Genomic DNA, 25,198 nt, shown 5'->3' on the forward strand with positions numbered 1-25,198 from the left:
TTTCAAGAGAAGCACAACGGCCTCGCTCCTCTTGAAATGAGGAACAAGGCCGTTGCTTAATCTTTTATTATTTCGTTGTCCACTTGACAGGGAGCAGTTCACCTAGGAAGTGTGGCTTTTTTGTAAAAAAATAGTCAATATTTCTTAAAGTGTTATAATAGAATTAGGCTGAAGTGACGTTTTTTTTTTTTTTGATAGGAGGATTCTATTATGAAGTTAGAAGAACTAAGAAATGATATTATTGTGAAGCAAAAGAAGGGACTGCCTTTTATTACAACTTCGGTTATTATTTGGATATTGATTACTATTGTCACTTGTTTAAATGTCAACCAACAATTAGAAAATATTCTTATCTTTTCTTGTTCTTGTCCTCTGATGCCATTAGCTTGGTGTATTGGCAAGAAAATGGATGTTGATATCTTTTCCAAAGAGAATCCTTTAGGTGAGGTTGGGTTTCTATTTACATTGAATCAACTCTTATATTTACTGATAGTAATGTGGGTATTTAATGCACTTCCAGAAAAAATGCTTATGGTCTTTGCTATGGTTTTTGGTGCTCATTTATTACCTTATTCTTGGCTGTACAAATCAGAAGCCTACCGTTTCTTCTCAATTCTTATTCCAATTTTATCTCTTGTTGTAGGTAATATTTTTTCTACAACTGTTCTATCAGCGCTAATGGTAATCATTGAGATAGTTTTTGCTCTTCTTCTTCACAAAGAAGTCAGAGAAACTGAAACACTTATAGGTGTAAATTGATACATTTTCAAAAAAATAAATGTCTAAAGGTTTAGAAAACTTACAAGAAGGTTTCTAAACCCTTTATTTTGTCCAAAATAGTTTGAAATGTGATATAATGGTAAAGTTTGTTAGACGTTTAGATAAAGCAATTTTTGTTTTAAAACTAAATAATTTTTGAATAAGAGGAGTCTTATGAAAACTGTAGAACATTATATTGAAAAATTTGTTCCTGAAAATTACAATATTTTCTTGGACATTAGTCGTGAAAACAAAACTTTTTCCGGTAATGTAGCTATCACTGGTGAAGCTCTTGTTAATACGATCTCATTACATCAAAAAGACTTGACCATTGCTTCAGTCTTGCTTGATAATGAGAAAATGTCATTTACAATGGATGACGAAAATGAAGCTCTTCATATTGAGTTGCCAGATACTGGCATGATGACACTTGTTATTGAATTCTCTGGAAAAATAACTGATAATATGACAGGTATTTACCCATCATATTATACAGTTGATGGTGTCAAGAAAGAAGTTATTTCAACACAATTTGAAAGTCATTTTGCGCGTGAAGCTTTCCCATCTATTGATGAGCCGGAAGCAAAAGCAACATTTGATTTGTCATTGAAGTTTGATCAAAATCAAGATGAAATGGCGTTATCAAACATGCCAGAAGTTAATAGCCAGCGTCGTCAAGAGACTGGAATTTGGACCTTTGATACAACACCTCGTATGTCGTCTTATTTGCTTGCATTTGCAATCGGAGATATTCAAGGAAAAACAGCCCACACGAAAAATGGTACTCTTGTTGGCTCATATGCAACTAAAGCTCATAAGCCACAAGCCTTGGATTTCTCATTAGACATCGCTGTACGCGTTATTGAATTTTATGAGGATTACTTTGGTGTCAACTATCCAATTCCACAATCACTTCATATTGCCCTACCTGATTTTTCTTCTGGAGCTATGGAAAACTGGGGACTCGTAACCTATCGTGAGGTCTACTTATTGGTAGATGAAAACTCTACAGTAGCAAGTCGTCAGCAAGTTGCACTTGTTATTGCTCATGAAATTGCTCACCAATGGTTCGGTAACTTGGTAACTATGAAATGGTGGGATGATCTTTGGTTGAATGAATCTTTTGCCAATATGATGGAATATGTAGCTATTGATGCTATTGAACCAAGCTGGAATATCTTTGAAGATTTCCAAACTGGAGGAGCTCCGCTGGCACTTAAACGTGATGCAACTGATGGGGTTCAATCTGTCCATGTTGAAGTTCATCATCCAGATGAAATCAACACACTTTTTGATCCAGCTATTGTCTATGCCAAAGGAAGCCGTCTCATGCATATGCTCCGTCGTTGGTTGGGTGATGATGATTTCAGAGCGGGTCTCAAAATTTACTTTGAACGTCACCAATATGGGAACACAATCGGTCGTGATCTTTGGAACGCTTTAAGTGAAGCTTCAGGAAAGGATGTTGCCGGCTTCATGGATGCGTGGTTGGAACAACCTGGTTATCCAGTCTTGTCTGCTAGAGTTGAAGGTGATAAACTCATTCTTAGTCAAAAACAATTCTTCATTGGTCAAGCGCAAGAGCAAGGTCGTCTTTGGCCATTGCCTTTGAATGCTACTTGGACAGGACTTCCAGATACAATGACTGGTTCTGAGTTAGTGATTCCTAATTTTGATGCTCTCCTTGCACAAAATGATGGCAAAGCTCTTCGCTTTAACACTGAAAATACAGCGCATTACATTACAAATTACCAAGGGCAACTACTGGATTCTGTTTTGGAAAAATGGTCTACGCTTGATGCAACAGCTAAATTGCAGGTTATTCAAGAGCGTCGCCTCTTGGCAGAAAGTGGTGAGATTTCATATGCAGATCTTATCTCTGTTATTTCAGGTTTGACAGATGAAACATCATACCTTGTTACAGCGGCAATTAGTCAAGTTACCACTGGTCTTAAACGCTTTGTAAATGAAGGAAGTGAGGCAGAAGCAGCCTTCAAATCAATGGTGGAATCAATCTTTGTTAAGAATTTTGAACGTCTTGGTTTTGAACCAAAAGTAGGGGAAGCAGATGAAGATGAAATGGTTCGCCAGATTACACTTAGCGCCATGCTTTATGCTGACAATGCTCAAGCCATTGAAACAGCGTCAGCCATTTTCCAAAAACATGCAGATGACATTGAGTCAATCCCTGCCTCAATTCGTTTGTTAGTTTTATCAAATCAAATTAAACATGCTGAAACTGAAGATTTAGTTGAACTTTATTTGACAACATATGTCAAAACCAATGATGGTACTTTCCGTCGTCAATTAGCTCAAGCACTGGCTAATACAAAATCTGAGAAAACAGTAGCACGTATTTTATCTGAATTGAAGAACAAAGACCTTGTGAAGCCACAGGATTTGGCCATGAGTTGGTATTTACCATTCTTGAATCAAGACTTTGCTCAGGGAGCCTTCTGGACTTGGGCGCGTGAGAACTGGTCATGGATTAAATCAGCTCTTGGTGGAGATATGAGCTTTGATAAGTTTGTTATCTACCCTTCAAATGTCTTTAAGACAGCTGAGAGATTGGCAGAATTTAAAGCTTTCTTTGAACCACAATTGGAGGATATGGCTATTAGCCGTAATATCACAATGGGTATCAATGAAATCACAGCTCGTGTTGAATTGATCGAAAAAGATAAGGAAGCTGTTGAAACAGCGCTACTTGCGACAAAATAAGTAATAGAAGAGGTTGAGAAATCAACTTCTTTTTTTGATTGATATATTCGATGTTTTGATAGTCAAATAATTTTTAAGCTTTCAGGAAAAATTAAGAGTGTTGACTTATACTATAATGTAATGAATTGACATTTCCATTACTTGGGTTTTGTGGAAGTCGTGTTATAATAGACAGAGGAGTGTTGATATGATAAAAATATTGTTAGTAGAAGATGATTTAAGTTTATCCAATTCAGTCTTTGATTTTTTGGATGATTTTGCTGATGTGATGCAAGTTTTTGATGGAGAAGAAGGTCTTTATGAAGCGGAGAGTGGTGTTTACGATATCATCCTGCTTGACTTGATGTTGCCAGAAAAAAATGGTTTTGAGGTGCTTAGAGAACTGCGTGCTAAGGGCGTAGCTACACCTGTTCTCATTATGACAGCTAAGGAAGGCTTAGATGATAAAGGACATGGATTTGAACTTGGTGCAGATGACTATCTGACTAAGCCATTTTATCTCGAAGAACTTAAAATGAGAATTCAGGCACTCCTAAAGCGCTCAGGTAAATTTAACGATAATATGTTAACTTTCGGTGATCTTTCAGTTGATCTGACTACGAATACGACCGCTGTAAATGGTCAAGAAGTGGAACTCTTAGGGAAAGAATTTGATTTGCTTATTTATTTCTTGCAAAATCAAAATGTAATTCTACCTAAAACTCAAATTTTCGATCGTATTTGGGGATTTGATAGCGACACAACAATATCAGTAGTTGAAGTTTACGTGTCAAAAATTCGCAAAAAACTTAAAGGGACTAGTTTTGCAAGCAATTTACAAACATTGCGCAGTGTAGGGTATATTCTAAAAAATGCTGAATAAGATTAAAAGGAAACTATCTTCAGAAACTTTTACTCATTTCTTTCATTTCTTTGCAGTTTTTTCAGGCATTTTCATTGTCATGACCACGATTATTCTGCAAATCATGCGCTATGGTGTCTATTCATCAGTTGATACCCGTCTTCAGGATGCAGTAGAAAACTATGATCAATATGTCGAAATGACTCTAGCTAGAAGTTTTTCTATTCAAACAGATGGAAGTGAAGTCATTTTTAAGTTCGAGCCAAGTAAAAAATCTAATGATAAAATCAGTAATATCTCTGTTCTTTTATATGATGAAGACGGATCGATCTTAAATACTGTTGATGCTTTTACTCAATTTAGTAATGTCTCGTTAGATACAAAAAAACTCAAAGAGATTGTTGAAAAATCACTTGAAACCAGCTTTGGACAAAAAGAGAAATTCCACTTAGTAACTATCCCAGTAAATAGTTCTAAATACCCAGAAGTGCGTTATGCTACCTTTTTGGTTAATGTCAGACAACTTGATGAAGCCAATGAACGCTTTGTTACAATAACGATTTCTGTTATGGCAGTATTCTGGTTGATTTCAATGTTTGCTAGTGTCTACTTAGCTAAATGGTCTAGAAAACCGATTTTGGAAAGCTATGAAAAACAAAAATCATTTGTAGAAAATGCAAGTCATGAATTGAGAACTCCTTTAACGGTTCTACAAAACCGTCTCGAAAGTTTGTTTAGAAAGCCTGACTCAACGATTTTGGATAATAGCGAGAGCATTGCAGCAAGTTTAGAAGAAGTTAGGAATATGCGTCTTTTGACCACCAATCTTCTCAATCTAGCTAGACGCGATGATGGACTTGAGCCGAATGTTGAAGTAATAGAGCCATCGTTTTTTGATGATATTTTTGAAAATTATCAAGTGATTGCTGAAGAGAATAATAAAATCTTTATTGGGGCTAATAAGGTATCACATGCTATTAAATCTGATAAGACTTTATTAAAACAATTGCTGACAATTCTTTTTGATAATGCTATAAAATATACGGGCGAAGATGGGAAAGTTGATATGTCAGTTACTACAATGGATAAGCGTCTGATTATTCAAGTTGCAGACAACGGCTGTGGTATCAAAGATGAAGATAAGAAGAGGATCTTCGATCGTTTCTACCGTGTCGATAAAGCGCGAACTCGACAAACAGGAGGTTTCGGACTGGGATTGTCGCTTGCAAAGCAAATAGTTAAAGCTTTAAAAGGAACAATACAAGTAAAAGACAACCAACCAAGCGGTACCGTCTTTGAAGTAATATTAAACGATAAACAAAGATAGTTGTACACATAAAAACGCTAGTCAAAAAAAGATGACTAGCGTTTCTTTGGTTAAAAAGAAAAAACTCCGATTGGAGTTTTCATTGGATATTAGTTAGCCAATTTAGCAGCAAGACGTGCTTTATCGCGGCTAGCTTTATTTTTATGAATCAAACCTTTAGTTTCGGCTTTATCGATGCTTGAAGAAGCAGCGCGGAAAAGCTCTTCAGTTGGGTTAGCTTCAAATGCTTTGATAGCAGTACGCATAGCTGATTTTTGTGCTGAATTTTTTTCGTTTTGTTTAACGTTAAGCTCAGCGCGTTTGATAGCTGATTTAATATTTGCCAATGTTTTCACCTCCAAATTAATCTAACTATATCATTATATAGAATTTATTCTATTTTGGCAAGCCTTAATCACTTTTTCAGGTAAATTTCATCAATTTTGTGATTTTTTGACTTATGAAGAATCAATTCAGCCCGATTTCTAGTAGGCTCGATGTACTTCTCAAGATTTACTAAATTAATTGTTTCCCAGATGTTTTTTGCAAATAGCAGAGCTTCTTCACGTGACATCTTAGTGAAGCGATTGTAATAGTTATTTGGATCTGATTTTGCTAATTCCAGTAAGCTCTCGAAACGTTCTAAATACCAAGACTCGATGTGCTTATTGTCTGCATCAATGTATATCGAGAAGTCAAAATAGTCGCTCATATAAAGTCGATTGTTTTGTTGGTTTTGAAAAACATTAATCCCCTCTAAAATCAAGAAATCAGGTGACTGAATAACTTGTCTGTGGTCAGGTATAATGTCATAAATCTCGTGAGAGTATACAGGAATTTCAGCGGAGTCTCCATTTTTTATACTATCTAGGAAATTCAAAAGAAGTTCCATATCATAAGACTCTGGAAAACCTTTTTTATCCAATAGAGTACGCTCAATAAGTATCTCATTAGGGTAAAGGAAACCGTCCGTAGTAACCATCTCTACTTTACTATTTTTAAATGTCCGAGATAGAAGTAGCTGTAACAATCGACTTGTGGTTGATTTTCCTACTGCAACAGAACCTGAAATCCCTATAATAAATGGACGAATAGTAACATCTTTTTTTAAAAAGATACTTTTTGAAAAAGAAAGATTCTCTTGATTTTTTTTGTAGATTTGAATTAGGCTAATAAGGGGTAGGTATACATCTACAACATCTTGTATATTGATGTTATCATTCAGACTTTTGATAGATTCCAATTCTTTTTCAGTTAGAAGGGGTTTTGTTTTTTGGTGAAGCTCTTGCCAAGATTTGCGAGAGATTTTGTCGAAATTGATAAATTCATTTGCCATCCGAGACACTCCTATTTAGGGCTAATGGTTCTATTATAGCATTTTCAAAAGAAAGTGTAGATTTTTTTTAGTAACAATTTTTTGTTTAGTTCTATTAAATAATTTGAAACATCGAACAATCAGAAAATTCCAAACAAGCCGTTTCAAATTTAAAAGATCTAAGGTTCGGAATTTACGAACAATAGCATAGGAAGTAGCCATAAATGCAACTTGTAAACCGCTTTAAACTGTGTTAGAATGATAAAGCATCCTAAAAAGGATAGGAGAATTCATGACAAAAATGTATTACGCAGAAAATCCTGATAGTGATCACGATATACACGAATTAAATGTGACACTTTTAGGTGAAAAATTCCGTTTTCTAACAGATTCTGGAGTTTTTTCAAAGAAAATGATTGACTTTGGAAGTCAAGTATTGCTAAATTCTCTTGAGTTCGAGAAAGGTGAGACTGTTCTTGATCTCGGTTGTGGTTATGGACCATTAGGAATTTCACTTTCAAAAGTTCAAGGAATTAAGGCTACAATGGTTGATATCAACAATCGTGCAATAGATTTAGCAAAACAAAATGCTCAACGCAATAATGTGGATGTCGACATTTTTCAATCAAATATTTACGACCAAGTCGAAGGAAAATTTAATCATGTTATCAGTAATCCGCCAATACGAGCGGGTAAACAAGTTGTTCATGCTATTATTGAAGAGAGCATCAACTATTTGGAAAGCGGTGGCGATTTGACCATTGTTATCCAGAAAAAACAAGGTGCACCAAGCGCCAAAGCAAAAATGGAAGAAGTTTTTGGAAATTGCCAAACTCTGAAAAAAGACAAAGGGTATTATATTTTACAGAGTGTTAGAGAGGAATAAAATCCGTCGTAGAGTGTCGCTGTATTTGACATCATACAGGGAAGTTAAATGATGTTAACAATGTAAGACCTGATAGTGAAACTAAGTTGTTTCATTTGATCATTATATCTAACGACATGATATACGGATTTGGTATTAATGATGAGAACAGTTGATTTAATACAAAAAAAACGAGATGGTGAAGAATTAAGTACTCAAGAAATCCAATGGTTGATTGAGGGTTATGTTGATGGTACAGTGCCTGACTATCAAATGTCTGCTTTTGCAATGGCTGTCTACTTTAAAGGAATGAGCATGCGCGAAACGCGCGACTTAACAATGGCTATGGTTGCTACTGGAGAAGTTATAGATCTCTCAGCAATCGCAGGTATTAAAACAGACAAACATTCTACTGGAGGAGTAGGAGATAAGGTTACTTTGATTTTGGCACCTCTAGTAGCTAGTTTTGGTGTACCAGTAGCAAAAATGAGCGGACGTGGTCTGGGTCATACTGGTGGAACTTTAGATAAACTAGAATCAATTAAAGGCTATCAAATTGAAAGAAGTCAGGAAGACTTTATTAAACAGGTTCAAGAGATTGGTGTGTCATTAATTGGTCAATCAGATAACCTTGTTAAAGCAGATAAGATGCTCTACGCTTTACGTGACGTTACAGCTACAGTAGATATTATCCCTTTGATTGCTAGTTCGGTAATGAGTAAGAAAATTGCGGCAGGGGCGGACAGTATACTTCTTGATGTTACTGTTGGCGATGGTGCTTTTATGAAGACCATTGAAGATGCCGAAAAATTATCAGAGACTATGGTGGCATTAGGTAAGGAAGTTGGTCGTAAGACAATTGCAGTCATTACTGATATGAGTCAGCCTCTGGGTCAAGCTATTGGTAACCGATTAGAGGTACTAGAAGCTATTCAAATTATGAAAGGTCAAGGTCGCGAAGATGTTACTCATTTTATTTGTGAATTGGCTCAGTTGATGCTTGAATTGGCTGGTGTTGAAAAAACTCTTGAAGAGATTCATGAACATCTTGTTAATGGCAAAGCATTGGAAAAATTTGAAGCACTAGTAGCGGCACAAGGTGGTGATTTACAAGATCTCTATAGACCATCAACTGCAAAAGTAGTCACCGAAATTAAAGCTGAAGAATCAGGTTACATTGAAGCATTGCCTGCTTTGGAATTTGGACTTTTTGCCATGAGACTTGGCGCAGGTCGTGCAGTCAAAACTGATGCTCTGGACTATGAAACAGGCATCGTTTTTGAGAAAAAAGTAGGTGAAGCAGTTGAGTCGGGTGAAACCATTGCGAAAGTGTATTCACAGGAAATTTTAGATAAAAAACTGCTTACAGAATTCCAAAAAAATGTTAAAATAGGTAGAGTACAACTTTTACCTAAAGAAATTATTAAAGTCATTTCTTAGAGAGGAGGATATGAGAAGATGATTAATAAATACATCGATCATACCTTATTAAAACCAGAAAGTACTCAAGAGCAAATTGATAAACTTATTTCAGAAGCGATTGAATATGATTTTGCGAGCGTTTGTGTTAATCCGACTTGGGTAGCACACTCTGCTCAGGCACTTAAAGATACAACTGTTAATGTTTGTACAGTAATTGGTTTCCCTCTTGGGGCAAACACAAGTGCTGTGAAAGCATTCGAAACAAAAGATGCTATTGCAAATGGAGCAGATGAGATTGATATGGTCCTTAACATTGGGGCTTTGAAATCTGGAAATTATCAGCTTGTTGAAGATGACATTCGTGCTGTTGTTGAAGCAAGTGGTGACAAGCTCGTTAAAGTCATTATTGAAGCTTGCCTCTTAACAGATCAAGAAAAAGTTAAAGCTTGCCAATTGTCTGTTGCAGCTGGTGCAGACTATGTAAAAACATCAACTGGATTTTCACTTCATGGTGCCACTGTTGAAGATGTAGCATTGATGCGTCAGACAGTTGGTCCTGATATTGGCGTTAAAGCCTCTGGAGGAGCACGCTCTCTTGCAGATGCACAAAACTTTATTGATGCCGGAGCAACTCGAATTGGGACATCTGCAGGTGTTGCAATCGTTTCAGGAGAAGTTTCAAATGGTGGATACTAATCTTGTTGACCTAGCAATCGAGGCAAGTCAGAAAGCTTATGTACCTTATTCACATTTTCCAGTTGGTGCTGCGCTTAAAACAAAAGATGGTCAAATCTTTACAGGTTGCAACATTGAGAATGCAAGTTTTGGTCTGACTAATTGTGGAGAAAGAACAGCTATTTTTAAAGCTGTTTCAGAAGGTCACACTGAATTTGCAGAGCTTGCTGTCTACGGTACAACTGAAGATCCTATTTCGCCATGCGGCGCCTGTCGTCAGGTAATGGCAGAATTTTTTGAACCAACTTTACCAGTAACTTTGATTGCTAAAAGTGGTGCGACAGTCGTGATGACGGTCGAGGAATTACTTCCTTATTCATTTACAGATTTAAAATAATTTAATCACATAGAGAAATCTGTATCTTTTTATCCCATTGTTATTGTAGCCATTTGGCTTAATAAAATATTTGCAACAGAGTTGCACAAAAGTTTTTTAGGAGGGTTCATCTTTATGAACAAGAAAATTGTTGGTCTAGGTCTAGCTACGATCGCTGCTCTATCACTTGCTGCATGTGGAAGCCGTACATCAAAAAAAGATGCTGCATCTAATGGTGCTGAATCAAGTGTAAAAGCTGCAATCGTTACTGACATCGGTGGTGTTGATGACCGTTCGTTCAACCAATCTGCTTGGGAAGGTCTTCAAGCATGGGGTGAAGAAGCTGGTCTTTCAAAAGGTAATGGTTTTGATTACTTCCAATCAGCATCTGAATCAGATTACGTAACAAACCTTGATTCTGCTGTTTCAGGTGGATACAACCTTATCTTCGGTATCGGTTTTGCCTTGCAATCTTCAATCAAAGAAGTTGCTCCAAACAATGCTGATGTAAACTACGCAATCGTTGATGATGTTGTTGAAGGTGAAGACAACGTAGTTAGCGTTTTGTTTGCAGACCATGAAGCATCATACCTTGCAGGTGTTGCAGCAGCAAAATCAACAAAAACTAAACAAGTTGGATTTATCGGTGGTATGAACTCTGCAACTATCGACCGCTTTGAAGCTGGTTTTGTAGCAGGTGTTAAATCTGTTGATGAGTCAATCAAGATTGACGTTCAATATGCTGGTTCATTTGGTGACGCAGCTAAAGGACAAACAATTGCAGCAGCACAATACGCAGCTGGTGCTGATATCATTTTCCACGCTTCTGGTGGTACTGGTAACGGTGTATTTGCAGCAGCAAAAGCTGAAAATGAAACTCGCAATGAAGCTGATAAAGTTTGGGTAATCGGTGTTGACCGTGACCAATCAGCTGAAGGTGCTTACACATCTAAAGATGGTAAAGAATCTAACTTTGTATTGGCTTCTACATTGAAAGAAGTTGGTGCTGCAGTTAAAGACATCACTGAAAAAACAGTTGATGGCAAATTCCCTGGTGGAGAAACTGTACGCTATGCACTTACTGATGGTGGTGTAGACTTGGCTGAAACTAACCTTTCTGAAGATGCTTCTAAAGCAGTTGCTGATGCTAAAGCAGCAATTCTTGATGGTTCAGTTGAAATTCCAGAAAAACCTTAAGAAATAACAAAATCCGAAAAAGGCGACTAACATCGGTCGCCCTTTTTTGGGAGACTGGGAGATTTTCTCTCAGTAAAGCCTATCAAAGAGTTGGTAGGTTTTACTGACAAAAAATGACAGTTTTGAAAGGAATAGACTATGACACACGATTATGTCATCGAGATGCGAGACATAACAAAGCGATTTGGTGAGTTTGTTGCAAACGACCATATCAATTTAAATGTCAAAAAAGGTGAAATTCATGCCCTTCTCGGAGAGAACGGTGCTGGGAAATCAACCCTAATGAACATGCTGGCAGGACTTCTAGAGCCGACAAGTGGTGAAATTGTAATTAATGGTCAATCAGTGACCATTGAATCACCTTCAAAAGCCGCACAACTTGGTATCGGTATGGTGCACCAGCACTTTATGTTGGTGGATGCTTTTACTGTTACTGAAAATATCATTCTTGGTAGCGAAACAACCAATGCAGCAGGCATGATTGATTTGAAAAAAGCTACTGCAGAAATTACAGCACTTTCTAAAAAATATGGTCTTGAAGTTGATCCAACCGCTAAAGTTGCTGATATTTCAGTTGGTGCTCAACAACGTGTAGAAATTTTGAAGACTCTATATCGTGGTGCTGACCTACTTATTTTTGATGAACCGACTGCTGTTTTAACACCTGATGAAATTGCTGAGCTTCTCAAAATTATGAAGGTATTGGTTGCTGAAGGGAAATCAATCGTTCTCATTACACACAAACTTGATGAAATTCGTGCGGTTGCTGATCGAGTGACAGTTATCCGTCGTGGGAAATCAATTGAAACTGTTGACGTTGCTGGAGCAACTAATGATGACTTGGCTGAATGGATGGTAGGACGTTCTGTTTCATTTAAAACTGAGAAGATTGCTCCAAATCCAAAAGAAGTTGTCTTATCGATCGAAAACCTCGTTGTCAATGAAAACCGTGGCATCCCTGCTGTTAAAAATCTATCATTAGATGTTCGTGCAGGCGAGATTGTTGGTATTGCTGGTATTGATGGTAATGGACAAAGTGAACTTATTCAAGCTATCACTGGTCTTCGAAGAGCCAAATCTGGTAAAATCACCATTAAAGGCGTAGATGTTACTCATTACTCACCACGAAAAATTACAGAACTTAGTGTAGGACATGTCCCTGAAGACCGTCATCGCGATGGTATGATTTTGGATATGACAGTTGCTGAAAACTTTGCACTTCAAACATATTACAAAGAGCCAATTTCTAAAAATGGTATTCTAAACTACTCTAAGATTAATGAAAAAGCTCGTCAGTTAATGGAAGAATTTGATGTCCGTGGTGCTGGAGAGTTGATTCCTGGTAAATCTCTTTCTGGGGGGAACCAGCAGAAAGCAGTAATTGCTCGTGAAATTGATCGAGATCCTGACTTATTGATTGTTAGCCAACCGACTCGTGGACTTGATGTTGGAGCTATTGAATACATCCGAAAACGCTTGATTGCAGAGCGTGATAAAGGCAAAGCTGTCCTTGTTGTCAGCTTCGAATTGGATGAAATTCTTGATGTTTCAGATCGCATTGCTGTTATCCATGATGGTAGCATCCACGGTATTGTATTACCTGCTGAGACAACCAAGCAAGAACTTGGTATGCTCATGGCTGGTGGCCATCTCAAGTAAGAAAGGAAATCAACATGCTAAAAAAATATGAAAGTATCCTGATTCCCTTAATGGCAGTCTTGTCAGGCTTGCTACTTGGGGCAGTCGTTATGTTAGTTTTTGGTTATGACCCTATCTGGGGTTATGAAGAACTCTTCTATACAGCTTTTGGTTCTGTAAAAAATATTGGTGAAATCTTCCGTGCTGTTGCACCTTTAGTTTTCACAGCACTTGGATTTGCCGTTGCAAGCCGAGCTGGTTTCTTTAATGTCGGGCTATCTGGTCAGGCATTAGTAGGCTGGGTATTTGCAGGTTGGTTTGCACTTGCTAACCCTGATATGCCGAGACCAATTCTGATTTTAGGTACAGTTATCGTTGCAATGCTTGCAGGAGGTATTGCAGGAGCTATTCCTGGTTTCTTACGTGCTTTTCTTGGTACAAGTGAAGTTATCGTAACAATCATGATGAATTATATTCTGCTTTATTTCTCAAATCATATTATCCGAGATGTTTTTGCTGATGAATTGATGAAAAATACTGACTCAAGTATCAACGTTTCAGCCAATGCCTCTTATCAGACAGAGTGGTTACGTGCATTGACAGACAATTCTCGTATGAACATTGGTATCTTCTTTGCTCTTATTGCAGTATTTGTAATCTGGTTCTTGTTTGCTAAAACAACACTTGGATTTGAAATTCGTGCAGCTGGTCTTAATCCAACTGCAGCAGATTATGCAGGTATGAGTACTAAACGTACAATTGTTTTGTCAATGGTAATTTCAGGTGCGCTTGCTGGACTTGGTGGAGCAGTACAAGGTTTGGGAACATTCCAAAATGTTTATATTCAATCTTCTAATTTGGATATCGGTTTTAACGGTATGTCAGTAGCACTCTTAGCTTCTAACTCACCACTTGGTATTCCATTTGCTGCATTTCTATTTGGAGCCCTGCAGGTTGGATCATCTGGTATGGTTCGTGCCCAAATTCCACCAGAATTGGTTAACGTTGTTACAGCATCAATTATCTTCTTCATTGGTGTAAAATACATTTTTGAACAATTACTGAAATCAAAACGTTTTGCGAAAGGAGGCAAATAAGATGAGTTTGAACTTATTAGCTTTACTTATTTCGCAAATGCTAATTTATTCAGCGCCATTGATTTTTACTAGCCTTGGAGGAGTTTTCTCTGAACGTGCTGGTATTGTTAACGTCGGACTCGAAGGTACAATGGTAATCGGAGCCTTTGCTGGTGTTGTCTTTAATATTGAATTTGCAGAGCAGTTGGGTAAAATGACTCCTCTTGTAGCTGTCTTGGTAGGTGGTCTTGTTGGTATTCTATTCCAACTTATTCACGCGACAGCAACTGTTATTTTCCGAGCTGACCACGTCGTATCCGGGACCGTTTTAAATCTATTAGCTCCTGCTTTCTCAGTTTTCTTGGTTAAAGTTATCTATGGTAAAGGTCAGACAGATTCAATCCGTCAATCTTTTGGGAAGTTCTCTTTCCCTGGATTATCAAAAATTCCAGTAATCGGAGATCTTTTCTTCAAGAATACAAGTTTAATGGGTTATGTAGCGATTGCCACTGCCTTTGTTGCATGGTTCGTTCTTTATAAAACTCGCTTTGGTCTTCGTTTGCGTTCTGTAGGTGAACACCCACAAGCTGCAGATACTCTTGGTATCAATGTTTATAAAATGCGCTTTGCTGGGGTTATGATTGCTGGTTTCCTAGGTGGAATCGGGGGAGCAGTAAGTGCTCAATCAGTTAATATCAACTTCTCAGCAACGACCATCGTTGGTTCAGGATTTATCGCTCTCGCTGCCGTTATTTTCGGTAAGTGGAATCCACTTGGTGCGATGTTAGCAAGTCTATTCTTTGGACTTTCACAGAGTTTGGCAGTTATTGGAAGTCAGCTCCCAGGACTCCAAAATGTTCCAGCTGTTTATCTCCAAATGGCACCTTACTTAATCACTGTAATTGCTTTGGCAGCTTTCTTTGGTAAAGCAGTTGCTCCTAAAGCAGACGGTGTTAACTATATTAAAACTAAATAAGTTTCAAGAAACAGCAACTGAGTTTGCTGTTTTTTGTCTTGAAAATTTAAAAATAATTGTGAATCTATGAGCATATTTCTTGTAAGCGGTTTAAAGCTATGTTATATTAGTTCTGTAAAACAAATATATTTCTGAAAAGGGGATTATTCCTATGTCAAAAATCGTTGTAGTTGGTGCTAACCACGCAGGTACTGCCTGCATCAAAACTATGTTGTCAAATTATGGTGATGCCAATGAAATTGTTGTCTTTGACCAAAACTCAAATATTTCTTTCCTAGGATGTGGGATGGCTCTTTGGATTGGTGAGCAAATTTCTTCTGGTGATGGACTTTTCTATTCAAATAAAGAAGAATTGGAAAGCATGGGTGCAACAATTTATATGAATTCACCCGTTAAAGCAGTCGACTATGATGCTAAAACTGTAACAGCTCTTGTTGATGGAAAAGAGCATGTTGAATCATATGATAAATTGATTTTTGCGACAGGTTCTCAACCAATTTTACCACCAATTAAAGGAGCTGAGATTAAAGAAGGTTCCCTTGAATTTGAAGCAACTCTTAAAAACCTTCAATTTGTAAAATTGTATCAAAATGCTGCTGATGTTATTGAAAAACTCAAAGATGAAGATATTAAACGTGTAGCAGTAGTTGGTGCTGGTTATATTGGGGTAGAACTTGCTGAAGCCTTCCAACGTAAAGGTAAAGAAGTTGTTCTTATTGACGTTGTTGATACTTGTTTGGCTGGTTACTATGATCGCGATTTGACAGACAAAATGGCTAAAAATATGGAAGATCATGGTATTAAACTTGCCTTTGGTGAAACAGTTAAAGAAGTTGCCGGAGATGGCAAAGTTGAAAAAATTATTACTGACAAGAATGAATATGATGTTGACATGGTAATTTTGGCGGTCGGTTTCCGTCCTAACACTGGGCTTGCTGGCGACAAGGTAGAATTGTTCCGTAACGGTGCCTTTCTTGTCAACAAACATCAAGAAACATCCGTCCCTGGAGTCTATGCTATCGGTGACTGTGCGACAATTTATGATAATGCAACACGTGATACAAACTACATCGCACTTGCATCAAATGCAGTTCGAACTGGTATTGTAGCAGCTCACAATGCTTGTGGTACGGATCTTGAAGGTATTGGCGTACAAGGATCAAACGGTATCTCTATCTATGGTTTGCACATGGTTTCGACTGGTTTGACACTTGAAAAAGCTAAGCGTAATGGTTTCAATGCAGCAGTAACAGAATATACTGATAATCAAAAACCAGAATTTATGGAACATGGCAACTTCCCAGTAACAATTAAGATTGTCTACGATAAAGACTCTCGTCGTATCCTTGGTGCACAGATGGCAGCACGTGAGGATATCTCAATGGGTATTCACATGTTCTCATTGGCAATTCAAGAAGGCGTTACGATTGAAAAATTGGCGTTAACAGATATTTTCTTCTTGCCACACTTTAACAAACCGTACAACTACATTACGATGGCAGCACTTGGTGCCAAAGAATAATCTTATATAATCAGCTCTTCGGGGCTGATTTTTTGATTAAAATGACTTACAAGTATGGAATTTAAAAATGGCTTATTTTATGTGGTATAAATGATTAGAAGACACATACTTTGTGAAAATATTATTTTATAGTACAGTGAAACACTGTTATACCGCAGAAAGAAAGCGGTTCAATTATTTGCACATTGTGAATTTTAATTATAAAATAGACTCGTAAATAAGATTTTTGGAGGACCGTATGGTTACTTTGTCAAAAGAACAACATTTAGAAATGTTTTTAAAAATGGAACGTATTCGTGAATTCGATATGCGTATTAATAAACTTGTTCGTCGTGGTTTCGTACAAGGGATGACTCACTTCTCTGTTGGAGAAGAGGCAGCCAATGTTGGTGCGGTGCAGCACTTAACTTACGATGACATTTTCTTCTCTAATCACCGTGGGCACGGTCAATCTATTGCTCAAGATATGGATTTGAACAAAATGATGGCTGAACTTGCTGGTAAAGTAACTGGAGTTTCAAAAGGACGCGGTGGTTCAATGCACTTGGCTGATTTTGAAAAAGGTAACTACGGAACTAATGGTATCGTTGGTGGTGGTTATGCACTTGCGGTCGGTGCGGCATTGACGCAACAATATAAGGAAACAGGTAATATTGTTGTTGCCTTTTCTGGAGACGGAGCAACCAATGAAGGCTCATTCCATGAATCTGTCAATATGGCAGCAACTTGGAAATTACCAGTTATTTTCTTTATCATTAACAACCGTTACGGAATCTCAATGAGTATTGAGAATGCAACAAATACACCACACCTTTATACTCGTGCTGAAGCTTACGGCATTCCAGGTTTCTATTGTGAAGATGGAAATGACGTTCTTGCCGTTTATGAAACAATGGGCAAAGCTGTTGAGCATGTTCGTGGAGGAAATGGTCCAGCTATCGTCGAAGTTGAATCATACCGTTGGTTCGGACATTCAACTGCTGACGCTGGTAAATACCGTACCAAAGAAGAAGTTGATGCTTGGAAAGAAAAAGATCCAATTGTTAAGTACCGTGATTATTTGACTTCTGAGAAAATTGCTAGCGCAGAAGAACTAGATGCAATCCGCGCACAAGTTGTTAAAGAAGTTGATGATGCTTACGAATTTGCACAAAACAGTCCTGATCCAGAGCTGTCAGTAGCCTTTGAAGATATCTGGGTAGACTAAATAATGTTTTCTTTACCAGTTCGCCAGCGGTTTCTTGGTTTAAAGGAAAACTGAAGGTCTGTCCTTTTGCCTCTAACTATATCAGAGCTAGGGATAGATTGACCATAGTGGTGGCTGGTGTTCATAAGCCGACGATTATCGATTAAATGTATTATGAAGAAAACTTAGTGAGCTGTAATGGCAGTTTTCACTGTGGTAAAAGCAAGCAAAGTGAGAAGTTTGTGTCCAGGCTTTTTGAGACTTTGTCTAAAAAATAAGCATTAAATCAACTAAGTCGACTGCTTTCAACCCTGCAATTAAAAGAAACTATCAAAAAGAAAATTTCAAAATTGAAAAAATTTCGGAGAAAATAGAATGTCAGAAACTAAATTAATGGCCTTGCGTGAAGCCATCAACCTTGCTATGAGCGAGGAAATGCGCAAAGATGAAAACATCTACTTGATGGGAGAAGACGTTGGTGTTTACGGAGGAGACTTCGGAACATCTGTTGGTATGATTGAGGAATTTGGACCAAAACGTGTTAAAGATACACCAATCTCAGAAGCTGCTATTGCTGGTGCAGCGATTGGCTCTGCTATCACTGGTCTTCGTCCAATCGTTGATGTGACCTTCATGGACTTTATCACTATCGCTTTGGATGCTATTGTTAACAATGGTGCTAAAAACAACTACATGTTTGGTGGAGGACTTAAAACACCTGCAACTTTCCGTGTTGCTTCAGGTTCTGGTATCGGTTCTGCAGCACAGCACTCACAATCACTTGAAGCTTGGTTAACACATATTCCAGGCATCAAGGTGGTTGCACCAGGTAACGCAAATGATGCTAAGGGGCTACTAAAATCTTCAATCCAAGATAATAATATCGTTATCTTCATGGAGCCAAAAGCTCTTTATGGTAAGAAAGAAGAAGTTAACCAAGATCCAGACTTCTATATTCCTCTTGGTAAGGGTGATATCAAACGTGAGGGAACTGATTTGACAATCGTATCTTACGGTCGTATGTTGGAGCGTGTCCTTCAAGCAGCAGAAGAAGTTGCTGCTGACGGTATCAATGTTGAAGTTGTTGACCCGCGTACACTTATCCCACTTGATAAAGAACTTATCATTGACTCTGTTAAGAAAACAGGTAAGCTTATGTTAGTTAATGATGCATACAAGACTGGTGGTTTCATTGGTGAAATCGCAACGATGGTTACAGAAAGTGAAGCATTTGACTATCTTGACCATCCTATCGTACGTCTTGCTTCAGAAGATGTACCAGTTCCTTATGCACGTGTACTTGAGCAAGCTATCTTGCCTGACGTTGCAAAAATCAAAGCTGCCATTTATAAGATGGTTAACAAAGGGAACTAAGAACATACCTTTTAATGTAAGTGACAATAGGAAGTTGATTAGCTTCTGTTTGAAAAATAGACAAATGGCTAATCTCACTCCTATTGTTATGCGTTGAAGGATTCATTACATGAAAGGAAATTCGAATGGCTGTCGAAATTATAATGCCGAAACTCGGTGTTGACATGCAAGAAGGCGAAATCATCGAATGGAAAGTTGCCGAAGGTGATGTCGTTAATGAAGGGGATATTCTCCTTGAAATCATGTCAGATAAGACAAATATGGAACTCGAAGCTGAAAATTCAGGTGTCCTCTTGAAAATTACGCGTCAAGCGGGTGAAGTGGTTCCAGTTACAGAAATTATTGGATATATTGGTGCAGAGGGTGAAGTTGTTGCTGATTTAGCGGCTCCAAGTGTGACTGTGGAAGCAGTACCTGTCGAAACAGCACCAGCTCCAGTACCTGTTGCAAGTCCTGCGCCAGCAGTTAGCGCCAAACCTCAAGGTTCAGGTAAAGTGCGTGCGACTCCAGCGGCTCGTAAAGCAGCATCTAATCTTGGTATTGATCTTGGTTTGGTGCCAGGAAGTGGAGCAAAAGGTCGTGTTCACAAGGAAGATGTTGAAAACTTCAAGGGTACACAGCCTAAGGCGACTCCACTAGCAGCTAAAATTGCTGCTGATAAAGGCATTGATCTTGCTAGTGTTGTCGGTACGGGTGCTCGAGGTAAGATTACTAAGGAAGATGTTCTTGCTCTTATCGCACCAGCGGTTGTTGCTGAGGCTGTTCCAGTTTTTGAGGAAAAATCTGCGCCTGTCTTGCCAGAAGGTGTTGAGATTATCAAGATGTCTGCAATGCGTAAGGCCATCTCTAAAGGAATGACACATTCTTACTTGACTGCGCCAACCTTTACGCTTAACTATGACATCGATATGACCAATCTTATGGCGCTTCGCAAACAAGTTCTTGAACCAATCATGAATAAGACTGGTCTCAAGGTAACATTTACTGATTTGATTGGCTTGGCTGTAACTAAAGTTTTGATGAAACCAGAACACCGTTACATGAACGCTTCACTTATCAATGATGCTCAAGAAATCGAATTGCACAAGTTTGTTAATATTGGTATCGCTGTTGGTTTGGAAGATGGCTTGGTGGTGCCAGTTGTGCATGGTGCAGATAAGATGAGCTTGTCTGATTTTGTTGTGGCTTCTAAAGATGTCATCAAGAAAGCTCAAACTGGTAAGCTTAAGGCTGCTGAAATGTCTGGATCAACATTCTCAATCACAAACTTGGGTATGTTTGGCACCAAATCATTCAATCCAATCATCAATCAACCTAACTCAGCTATTCTTGGAGTTTCAGCAACTATTCAAACACCAGTTGTTGTTGATGGTGAAATTGTTATCCGCCCAATCATGGGAACAAGCTTGACAATTGACCACCGCCTAGTTGACGGTATGAATGGAGCTAAATTCATGGTAGACCTCAAGAACCTTCTTGAGAATCCACTTGAATTGTTGATTTGATAAGAAGATTTACCAGTCAGCCTGAGGTGGTCCGGCAGGCAAGTAACCGACTGTGTCGTTTCATTGCTAAATCTGGAGTCAAAGTCTCCCAATTTGCCTGCATTGTAACTATAGCTTACAATGCTTTGCCCACCGAGGTGACTGGTGGAGTGCGACTTAGTCGCCGAAAAACATCGCCTTAAATATCAGAGCGATGAAGCAAAGCTAGCCGATAGGCTGGCCATCTTAGATGCTTGTTACAGTGGTGTTAAAACCAAGAATCATCACTGATGATTCTTGGTCGGGGGAGGATTGGAGACTAAAGGCTCCAATCCTAGTCATGAAATCATAAGTTCGCTGACGCCTCCACCATATAAGACAAGTATCGAAAAAGAAAATGTAGATAGGTGAGTGAATCTTGCCGTATCAAAAAAGAAAGGGAATAAGAAAGAAGAGATTTGCTGCAACTGAACCCGAGCGGAAAGCTCGGAAAAAAGATAAATCGCTAAGAAAATCAGGATTTTCTACGATTTCCTATTTTTCAGTCGCTTTCTTTTCGCTCTTGGTATCTTAATTATGGCTTTTGAAATTATCATGCCTAAGCTTGGCGTTGACATGCAAGAAGGCGAAATTATTGAATGGAAAAAACAAGAAGGTGATGTTGTCAATGAAGGTGACATTCTTCTTGAAATCATGTCTGATAAAACGAACATGGAACTTGAAGCTGAAGAATCAGGCGTTCTTTTAAAAATTGTACGCCCTGCAGGCGACGTTGTTCCTGTAACTGAAGTTATTGGTTATATTGGTGCAGAAGGTGAAGTTGTAGCTGTAGCTGAGAATACTACATCTGCACCAGCTGCAGCTGAAGTAGCTCAAGCAACTGCTGATTTGCAAGCAGCTGGTCTTGAAGTTCCTGCAGCCCCAGCAGCTCAAGCTCCAGCGGCCAGTGATAAAGCTCCGCTTGCTGATAACGAGTATGATATCGTTGTTGTTGGTGGTGGACCTGCTGGTTACTATGCCGCAATCCGTGGTGCTCAGCTTGGCGGAAAAATTGCTATCGTTGAAAAGTCAGAATTCGGTGGGACTTGTTTGAACGTTGGATGTATTCCAACAAAGACTTACCTTAAAAATGCTGAAATCCTTGATGGTTTGAAGATTGCTGCTGGTCGTGGTATCAACCTTGCCTCAACTAACTACGCTATCGATATGGACAAAACCGTTGATTTCAAAAACTCTGTTGTCCGTACTTTGACAGGCGGTGTTAAAGGTCTTCTTAAAGCTAACAAGGTAACCATGTTTAACGGCCTTGGTACGGTTAACCCAGACAAGACAGTTACCATCGGTTCAGAAACCATCAAAGGACGTTCAATCATCCTTGCTACTGGTTCAAAAGTATCACGTATCAACATTCCAGGTATTGAGTCACCACTTGTCTTGACTTCTGATGATATTCTTGATCTAAAAGAAATGCCTAAATCACTCGCTGTTATGGGTGGCGGTGTCGTAGGTATCGAACTTGGTCTTGTATGGGCTTCATACGGTGTCCCAGTTACAGTTATTGAGATGGCTGACCGTATCATTCCAGGTATGGATAAAGAAGTCTCACTTGAACTTCAAAAAATCCTTTCTAAGAAGGGCATGACTATTAAGACATCTGTTGGGGTTTCAGAAATCCTTGAAGCTAATAACCAATTGACCTTGAAACTTAACAACGGAGAAGAAGTTGTTGCTGAAAAAGCTCTGCTTTCTATCGGACGTGTGCCACAACTTGCTGGACTTGAAAACCTTAACCTTGAAATGGATCGTAACCGTATCAAAGTTAATGCTTACCAAGAAACATCAATCCCAGGAATTTACGCTCCAGGTGATGTTAATGGTACTAAGATGCTGGCCCACGCAGCTTACCGTATGGGAGAAGTTGCTGCTGAAAATGCTATGCGTGGTAACGTACGTAAAGCTAAGTTGGACTTCACTCCAGCTGCGGTTTACACACACCCAGAAGTTGCTATGGTAGGTTTGACAGAAGAGCAGGCACGTGAACAATATGGTGATGTATTGGTAGGTCGTTCAAGTTTTGCTGGAAATGGCCGTGCTATCGCTTCAAACGAAGCTCATGGTTTCGTTAAAGTTATCGCAGATGCTAAATACCATGAAATCCTTGGTGTACACATCATTGGTCCAGCTGCTGCAGAACTTGCCAATGAAGCATCAACCATCATGGAAGCTGAGTTGACAGTTGATGATGTTGCACAATCAATTCACGGACACCCAACCTTCTCAGAAAATATGTACGAAGCATTCATGGATGTTCTTGGTGAAGCTATCCACAACCCACCAAAACGTAAATAAAACAATGGAGTTGAGCTAAGGCTCAGCTCTTTTTACTTATGCTAAAAGATTATCAAATTGGTCTAGTTTGGAATAATGCTAGCGAAGTTAGTGTCAGAATATTGAAATCTCACTTTGAGGCTCAAGAGCATTGTTATAGTCATGACTTTATTTGCCAGCTTTAAGGATTATCCTTGTCTAATTTCTTCAATCATGATTTAATAGAATAAAGAGAAACAGTGGAAGGTGATGTCATGGATAGAAATCAAGTTTTTGGAATGAGAAAGTGTAAGGGTATTCTGGTTTCCGCCCTTATTGGAGTATGTGTCACCTTTGGGCAGCTTGTTGTAACTGCTGACCAAGTTGAATCTTCAGAAGTTATTACTGTTATAGAAACCAGTAGTGAAGCACTTGATAGTGAATTTTCAGATGGCAGTAGTTACTATTCTCAGGCGAATTCTGTTGAGGACATTGCTACTGAAGAGACTCAAACCATTCAAGATAATATTGCGCCAGAGACTTCAGTCAGTTCAGATGAAGCTGTCACAGTGGCAAGTCTAGATGGCGAGTTTGATGCGCCAGCTCCTGATATTCAGACTAATTCTAATAATTTAAATCCAGTGGCTCCAGTAACAACAAGTGAAGAATTTCCTGATACAGCTCTGCCATTGCGCCAAACAGATGTTGCTGAATCAACTGCGACAACGACAATGGCTACAATTGATGGTAGCTTTCTTTCGGTTGATCCTGACGCATTATTAACACGGATTAATGCTATTCGACAAGAGGCTTTTGATGAGGGCCTTGTAGATACCTATGTTCCACTTAGATGGTCATATGACTTGGAGCAAATTGCTCAAATACGAGCGGCAGAAGCGACCTTCAAGCAATCACACACACGACCAAATGATAGTTATACATTTACAACGACAGTAAATGATTTACAAGCAAGCGGTGAGAATCTAGCTTGGAATTTTCGACGTACTGAGTCAAGTACTCATCGAGCGACAGAACAGTTTTATGAAGAAAAACCAGATTTTTTAACCTACTTAGAAACAGGTAGTGCACCGGATCAGATTGGACATTACATCACACTTATAAATCCCTATTTCCAGTATGTCGGTATTGCGACCTTTTATACAGATTCTGGGCATTTCTTCACGACAACTGCTCAGGAGTTTGCCACAGAATCCGAACTGAGTGAAGCGCAAACTTATTTATCTGGAAAATTCCGACAGTCAGTCGAAGTTTCAGCTAGTAATACCGTTGATGTAAGCCTAAATCTGAGTGCTTCAACCCTTGAAGTTGGACAAGAAGCAAATGCTATTTTAACTGGAAGTCTTCTAGTCTCAGGCTTTCAATCGGGGGCAATTCCAACAAGTTTTACTGATCTCGCATGGAGTAGTTCCAATCCTAGTGTGGTGAGTATTTCTGATAACGGCCAATTTTTCGGAAAATCAGCAGGGCAGGCTAGGATATCTGTAAACCTTGCAGGAGTGACATATTCTGAGGAGGTTACTGTTCGGGCCATCACACAAATTGCTACGCTTGAACAAGAAGTTCAAAGTCTAGATCAAGTTATTCTTCCAGAAACAGTGACGGCTATCTGGAGTGATGGAGTTTTCAGTCAAGAAAATGTTATCTGGGAAACTGTTGCCACATCAGCTCAAAATGGTAAGATGATGATTGTTGGACACCTTACAGAGCATCAAACTGATTTACAGGCATTAATCTATTTAAGCAAGAAAGCTCAATCTAAGATGTTTGATAGGCCTAAAACACTTGAGTTAGTTAATGTTCACGATTCATCTCTTAAAGCATCGCATTATACTACTTTTGCAGAAGTTAACAAGGTTTTCGATGTGATAGCTGTCTATCAGCTTAAAAACCCAAACACTGGTGAGATATTCTACACAACAAATAAGACTGAAAAAGAAATACTTGAGTCTATTGGTTGGGAATACCAAGGGATAGCATGGTACGCACCTACTGAAGGGCAAGCCGTTTACCGATTGTATTCAAAAGAACTTGGTTATCATTATTACACCAGTTCCGTAGATGAAGTTGAAGAGCTAAAAAAACAAGGATGGAAATTCGAAAACATTGCCTGGTACCAATAAAAGAGAACCTTGGAATT

Annotated in this window: 20 protein-coding genes; 18 read left to right on the top strand and 2 right to left on the bottom strand. The window is 38.6% G+C overall.

The features are described from left to right. The first annotated feature begins 210 nt into the window (after positions 1-210). The 4 genes from F601_RS0103130 to F601_RS0103145 all read left to right on the top strand — a co-directional run bounded on the left by F601_RS0103130 (position 211) and on the right by F601_RS0103145 (position 5,648). Positions 211-759: a DUF7010 family protein gene (locus F601_RS0103130; protein ID WP_018164212.1), complete on the top strand. Its 549-nt coding sequence runs from the start codon at positions 211-213 to the stop codon at positions 757-759. Positions 760-933: 174 nt separating this feature from the next. Then, on the top strand, positions 934-3,480 hold the full coding sequence (locus tag F601_RS0103135; protein ID WP_018164213.1) for a M1 family metallopeptidase: 2,547 nt from the start codon (positions 934-936) through the stop codon (positions 3,478-3,480). A gap of 187 nt (positions 3,481-3,667) precedes the next feature. Next, the gene (locus F601_RS0103140; RefSeq protein ID WP_018164214.1) at positions 3,668-4,342 is read left to right on the top strand and encodes a response regulator transcription factor; all 675 of its coding nucleotides are present in this window, start codon (positions 3,668-3,670) and stop codon (positions 4,340-4,342) included. After that, complete coding sequence (locus F601_RS0103145) at positions 4,332-5,648, top strand: sensor histidine kinase (RefSeq protein ID WP_018164215.1); 1,317 nt, start codon at positions 4,332-4,334, stop codon at positions 5,646-5,648. The genes F601_RS0103140 and F601_RS0103145 overlap by 11 nt, the downstream gene beginning before the upstream one ends. Positions 5,649-5,737: 89 nt before the next feature. Here F601_RS0103145 and rpsT read toward each other — a convergent pair whose 3' ends face one another. Both rpsT and coaA read right to left on the bottom strand, forming a co-directional pair. Next, positions 5,738-5,989 carry a 30S ribosomal protein S20 gene (gene rpsT / locus F601_RS0103150; protein ID WP_074486519.1) on the bottom strand — a complete coding sequence of 84 codons (252 nt, stop codon included), beginning with the start codon at positions 5,987-5,989 and terminating at the stop codon, positions 5,738-5,740. 53 nt (positions 5,990-6,042) lie between these two features. Further along, positions 6,043-6,963, bottom strand: a complete 921-nt coding sequence (coaA, locus tag F601_RS0103155) for a type I pantothenate kinase (RefSeq protein ID WP_018164217.1) — start codon at positions 6,961-6,963, stop codon at positions 6,043-6,045. Positions 6,964-7,243: 280 nt separating this feature from the next. On the opposite strand from coaA, the gene F601_RS0103160 reads away from it, so the two are divergent. The 14 genes from F601_RS0103160 (at position 7,244) to F601_RS12625 (ending at position 25,181) form a co-directional block, all read left to right on the top strand. After that, positions 7,244-7,828 (top strand): class I SAM-dependent methyltransferase, encoded by a 585-nt coding sequence (locus F601_RS0103160; RefSeq protein ID WP_282705024.1) that lies wholly within the window; start codon positions 7,244-7,246, stop codon positions 7,826-7,828. Positions 7,829-7,969: 141 nt separating this feature from the next. Further along, the gene (locus tag F601_RS0103165) at positions 7,970-9,247 is read left to right on the top strand and encodes a pyrimidine-nucleoside phosphorylase (RefSeq protein WP_018164219.1); all 1,278 of its coding nucleotides are present in this window, start codon (positions 7,970-7,972) and stop codon (positions 9,245-9,247) included. 18 nt (positions 9,248-9,265) lie between these two features. After that, entirely contained in the window at positions 9,266-9,925 is a 660-nt protein-coding gene (gene deoC / locus F601_RS0103170) for a deoxyribose-phosphate aldolase (RefSeq protein WP_018164220.1), read from the top strand. Beyond that, on the top strand, positions 9,849-10,301 hold the full coding sequence (locus F601_RS0103175) for a cytidine deaminase (RefSeq protein ID WP_081600864.1): 453 nt from the start codon (positions 9,849-9,851) through the stop codon (positions 10,299-10,301). The genes deoC and F601_RS0103175 overlap by 77 nt, the downstream gene beginning before the upstream one ends. A 114-nt stretch (positions 10,302-10,415) precedes the next feature. Next, entirely contained in the window at positions 10,416-11,477 is a 1,062-nt protein-coding gene (locus tag F601_RS0103180; protein ID WP_018164222.1) for a BMP family lipoprotein, read from the top strand. Between the two features lie 138 nt (positions 11,478-11,615). Beyond that, positions 11,616-13,136, top strand: coding sequence for an ABC transporter ATP-binding protein (locus F601_RS0103185; RefSeq protein WP_018164223.1), 1,521 nt, complete (start codon positions 11,616-11,618; stop codon positions 13,134-13,136). A 14-nt stretch (positions 13,137-13,150) separates the two neighbouring features. Continuing rightward, a complete protein-coding gene (locus tag F601_RS0103190) occupies positions 13,151-14,212 on the top strand; it encodes an ABC transporter permease (protein WP_018164224.1) in 1,062 nt (353 codons plus the stop codon). Position 14,213: 1 nt separating this feature from the next. Beyond that, positions 14,214-15,167, top strand: coding sequence for an ABC transporter permease (locus tag F601_RS0103195; RefSeq protein ID WP_018164225.1), 954 nt, complete (start codon positions 14,214-14,216; stop codon positions 15,165-15,167). 151 nt (positions 15,168-15,318) lie between these two features. Then, a complete protein-coding gene (gene nox / locus F601_RS0103200; protein WP_018164226.1) occupies positions 15,319-16,689 on the top strand; it encodes a H2O-forming NADH oxidase in 1,371 nt (456 codons plus the stop codon). A 238-nt stretch (positions 16,690-16,927) separates the two neighbouring features. After that, positions 16,928-17,896: a thiamine pyrophosphate-dependent dehydrogenase E1 component subunit alpha gene (locus F601_RS0103205; RefSeq protein WP_018164227.1), complete on the top strand. Its 969-nt coding sequence runs from the start codon at positions 16,928-16,930 to the stop codon at positions 17,894-17,896. Positions 17,897-18,250: 354 nt separating this feature from the next. Then, positions 18,251-19,249: an alpha-ketoacid dehydrogenase subunit beta gene (locus F601_RS0103210; protein ID WP_018164228.1), complete on the top strand. Its 999-nt coding sequence runs from the start codon at positions 18,251-18,253 to the stop codon at positions 19,247-19,249. Between the two features lie 125 nt (positions 19,250-19,374). Then, positions 19,375-20,754: a dihydrolipoamide acetyltransferase gene (locus F601_RS0103215; RefSeq protein WP_018164229.1), complete on the top strand. Its 1,380-nt coding sequence runs from the start codon at positions 19,375-19,377 to the stop codon at positions 20,752-20,754. Between the two features lie 555 nt (positions 20,755-21,309). Further along, positions 21,310-23,082 (top strand): dihydrolipoyl dehydrogenase, encoded by a 1,773-nt coding sequence (gene lpdA / locus F601_RS0103220; RefSeq protein WP_018164230.1) that lies wholly within the window; start codon positions 21,310-21,312, stop codon positions 23,080-23,082. 233 nt (positions 23,083-23,315) lie between these two features. Further along, complete coding sequence (locus tag F601_RS12625; protein WP_155979150.1) at positions 23,316-25,181, top strand: CAP domain-containing protein; 1,866 nt, start codon at positions 23,316-23,318, stop codon at positions 25,179-25,181. Positions 25,182-25,198 lie beyond the last annotated feature (17 nt).

Source organism: Streptococcus henryi DSM 19005 (assembly GCF_000376985.1).
GTDB classification, from domain to species: domain Bacteria; phylum Bacillota; class Bacilli; order Lactobacillales; family Streptococcaceae; genus Streptococcus; species Streptococcus henryi.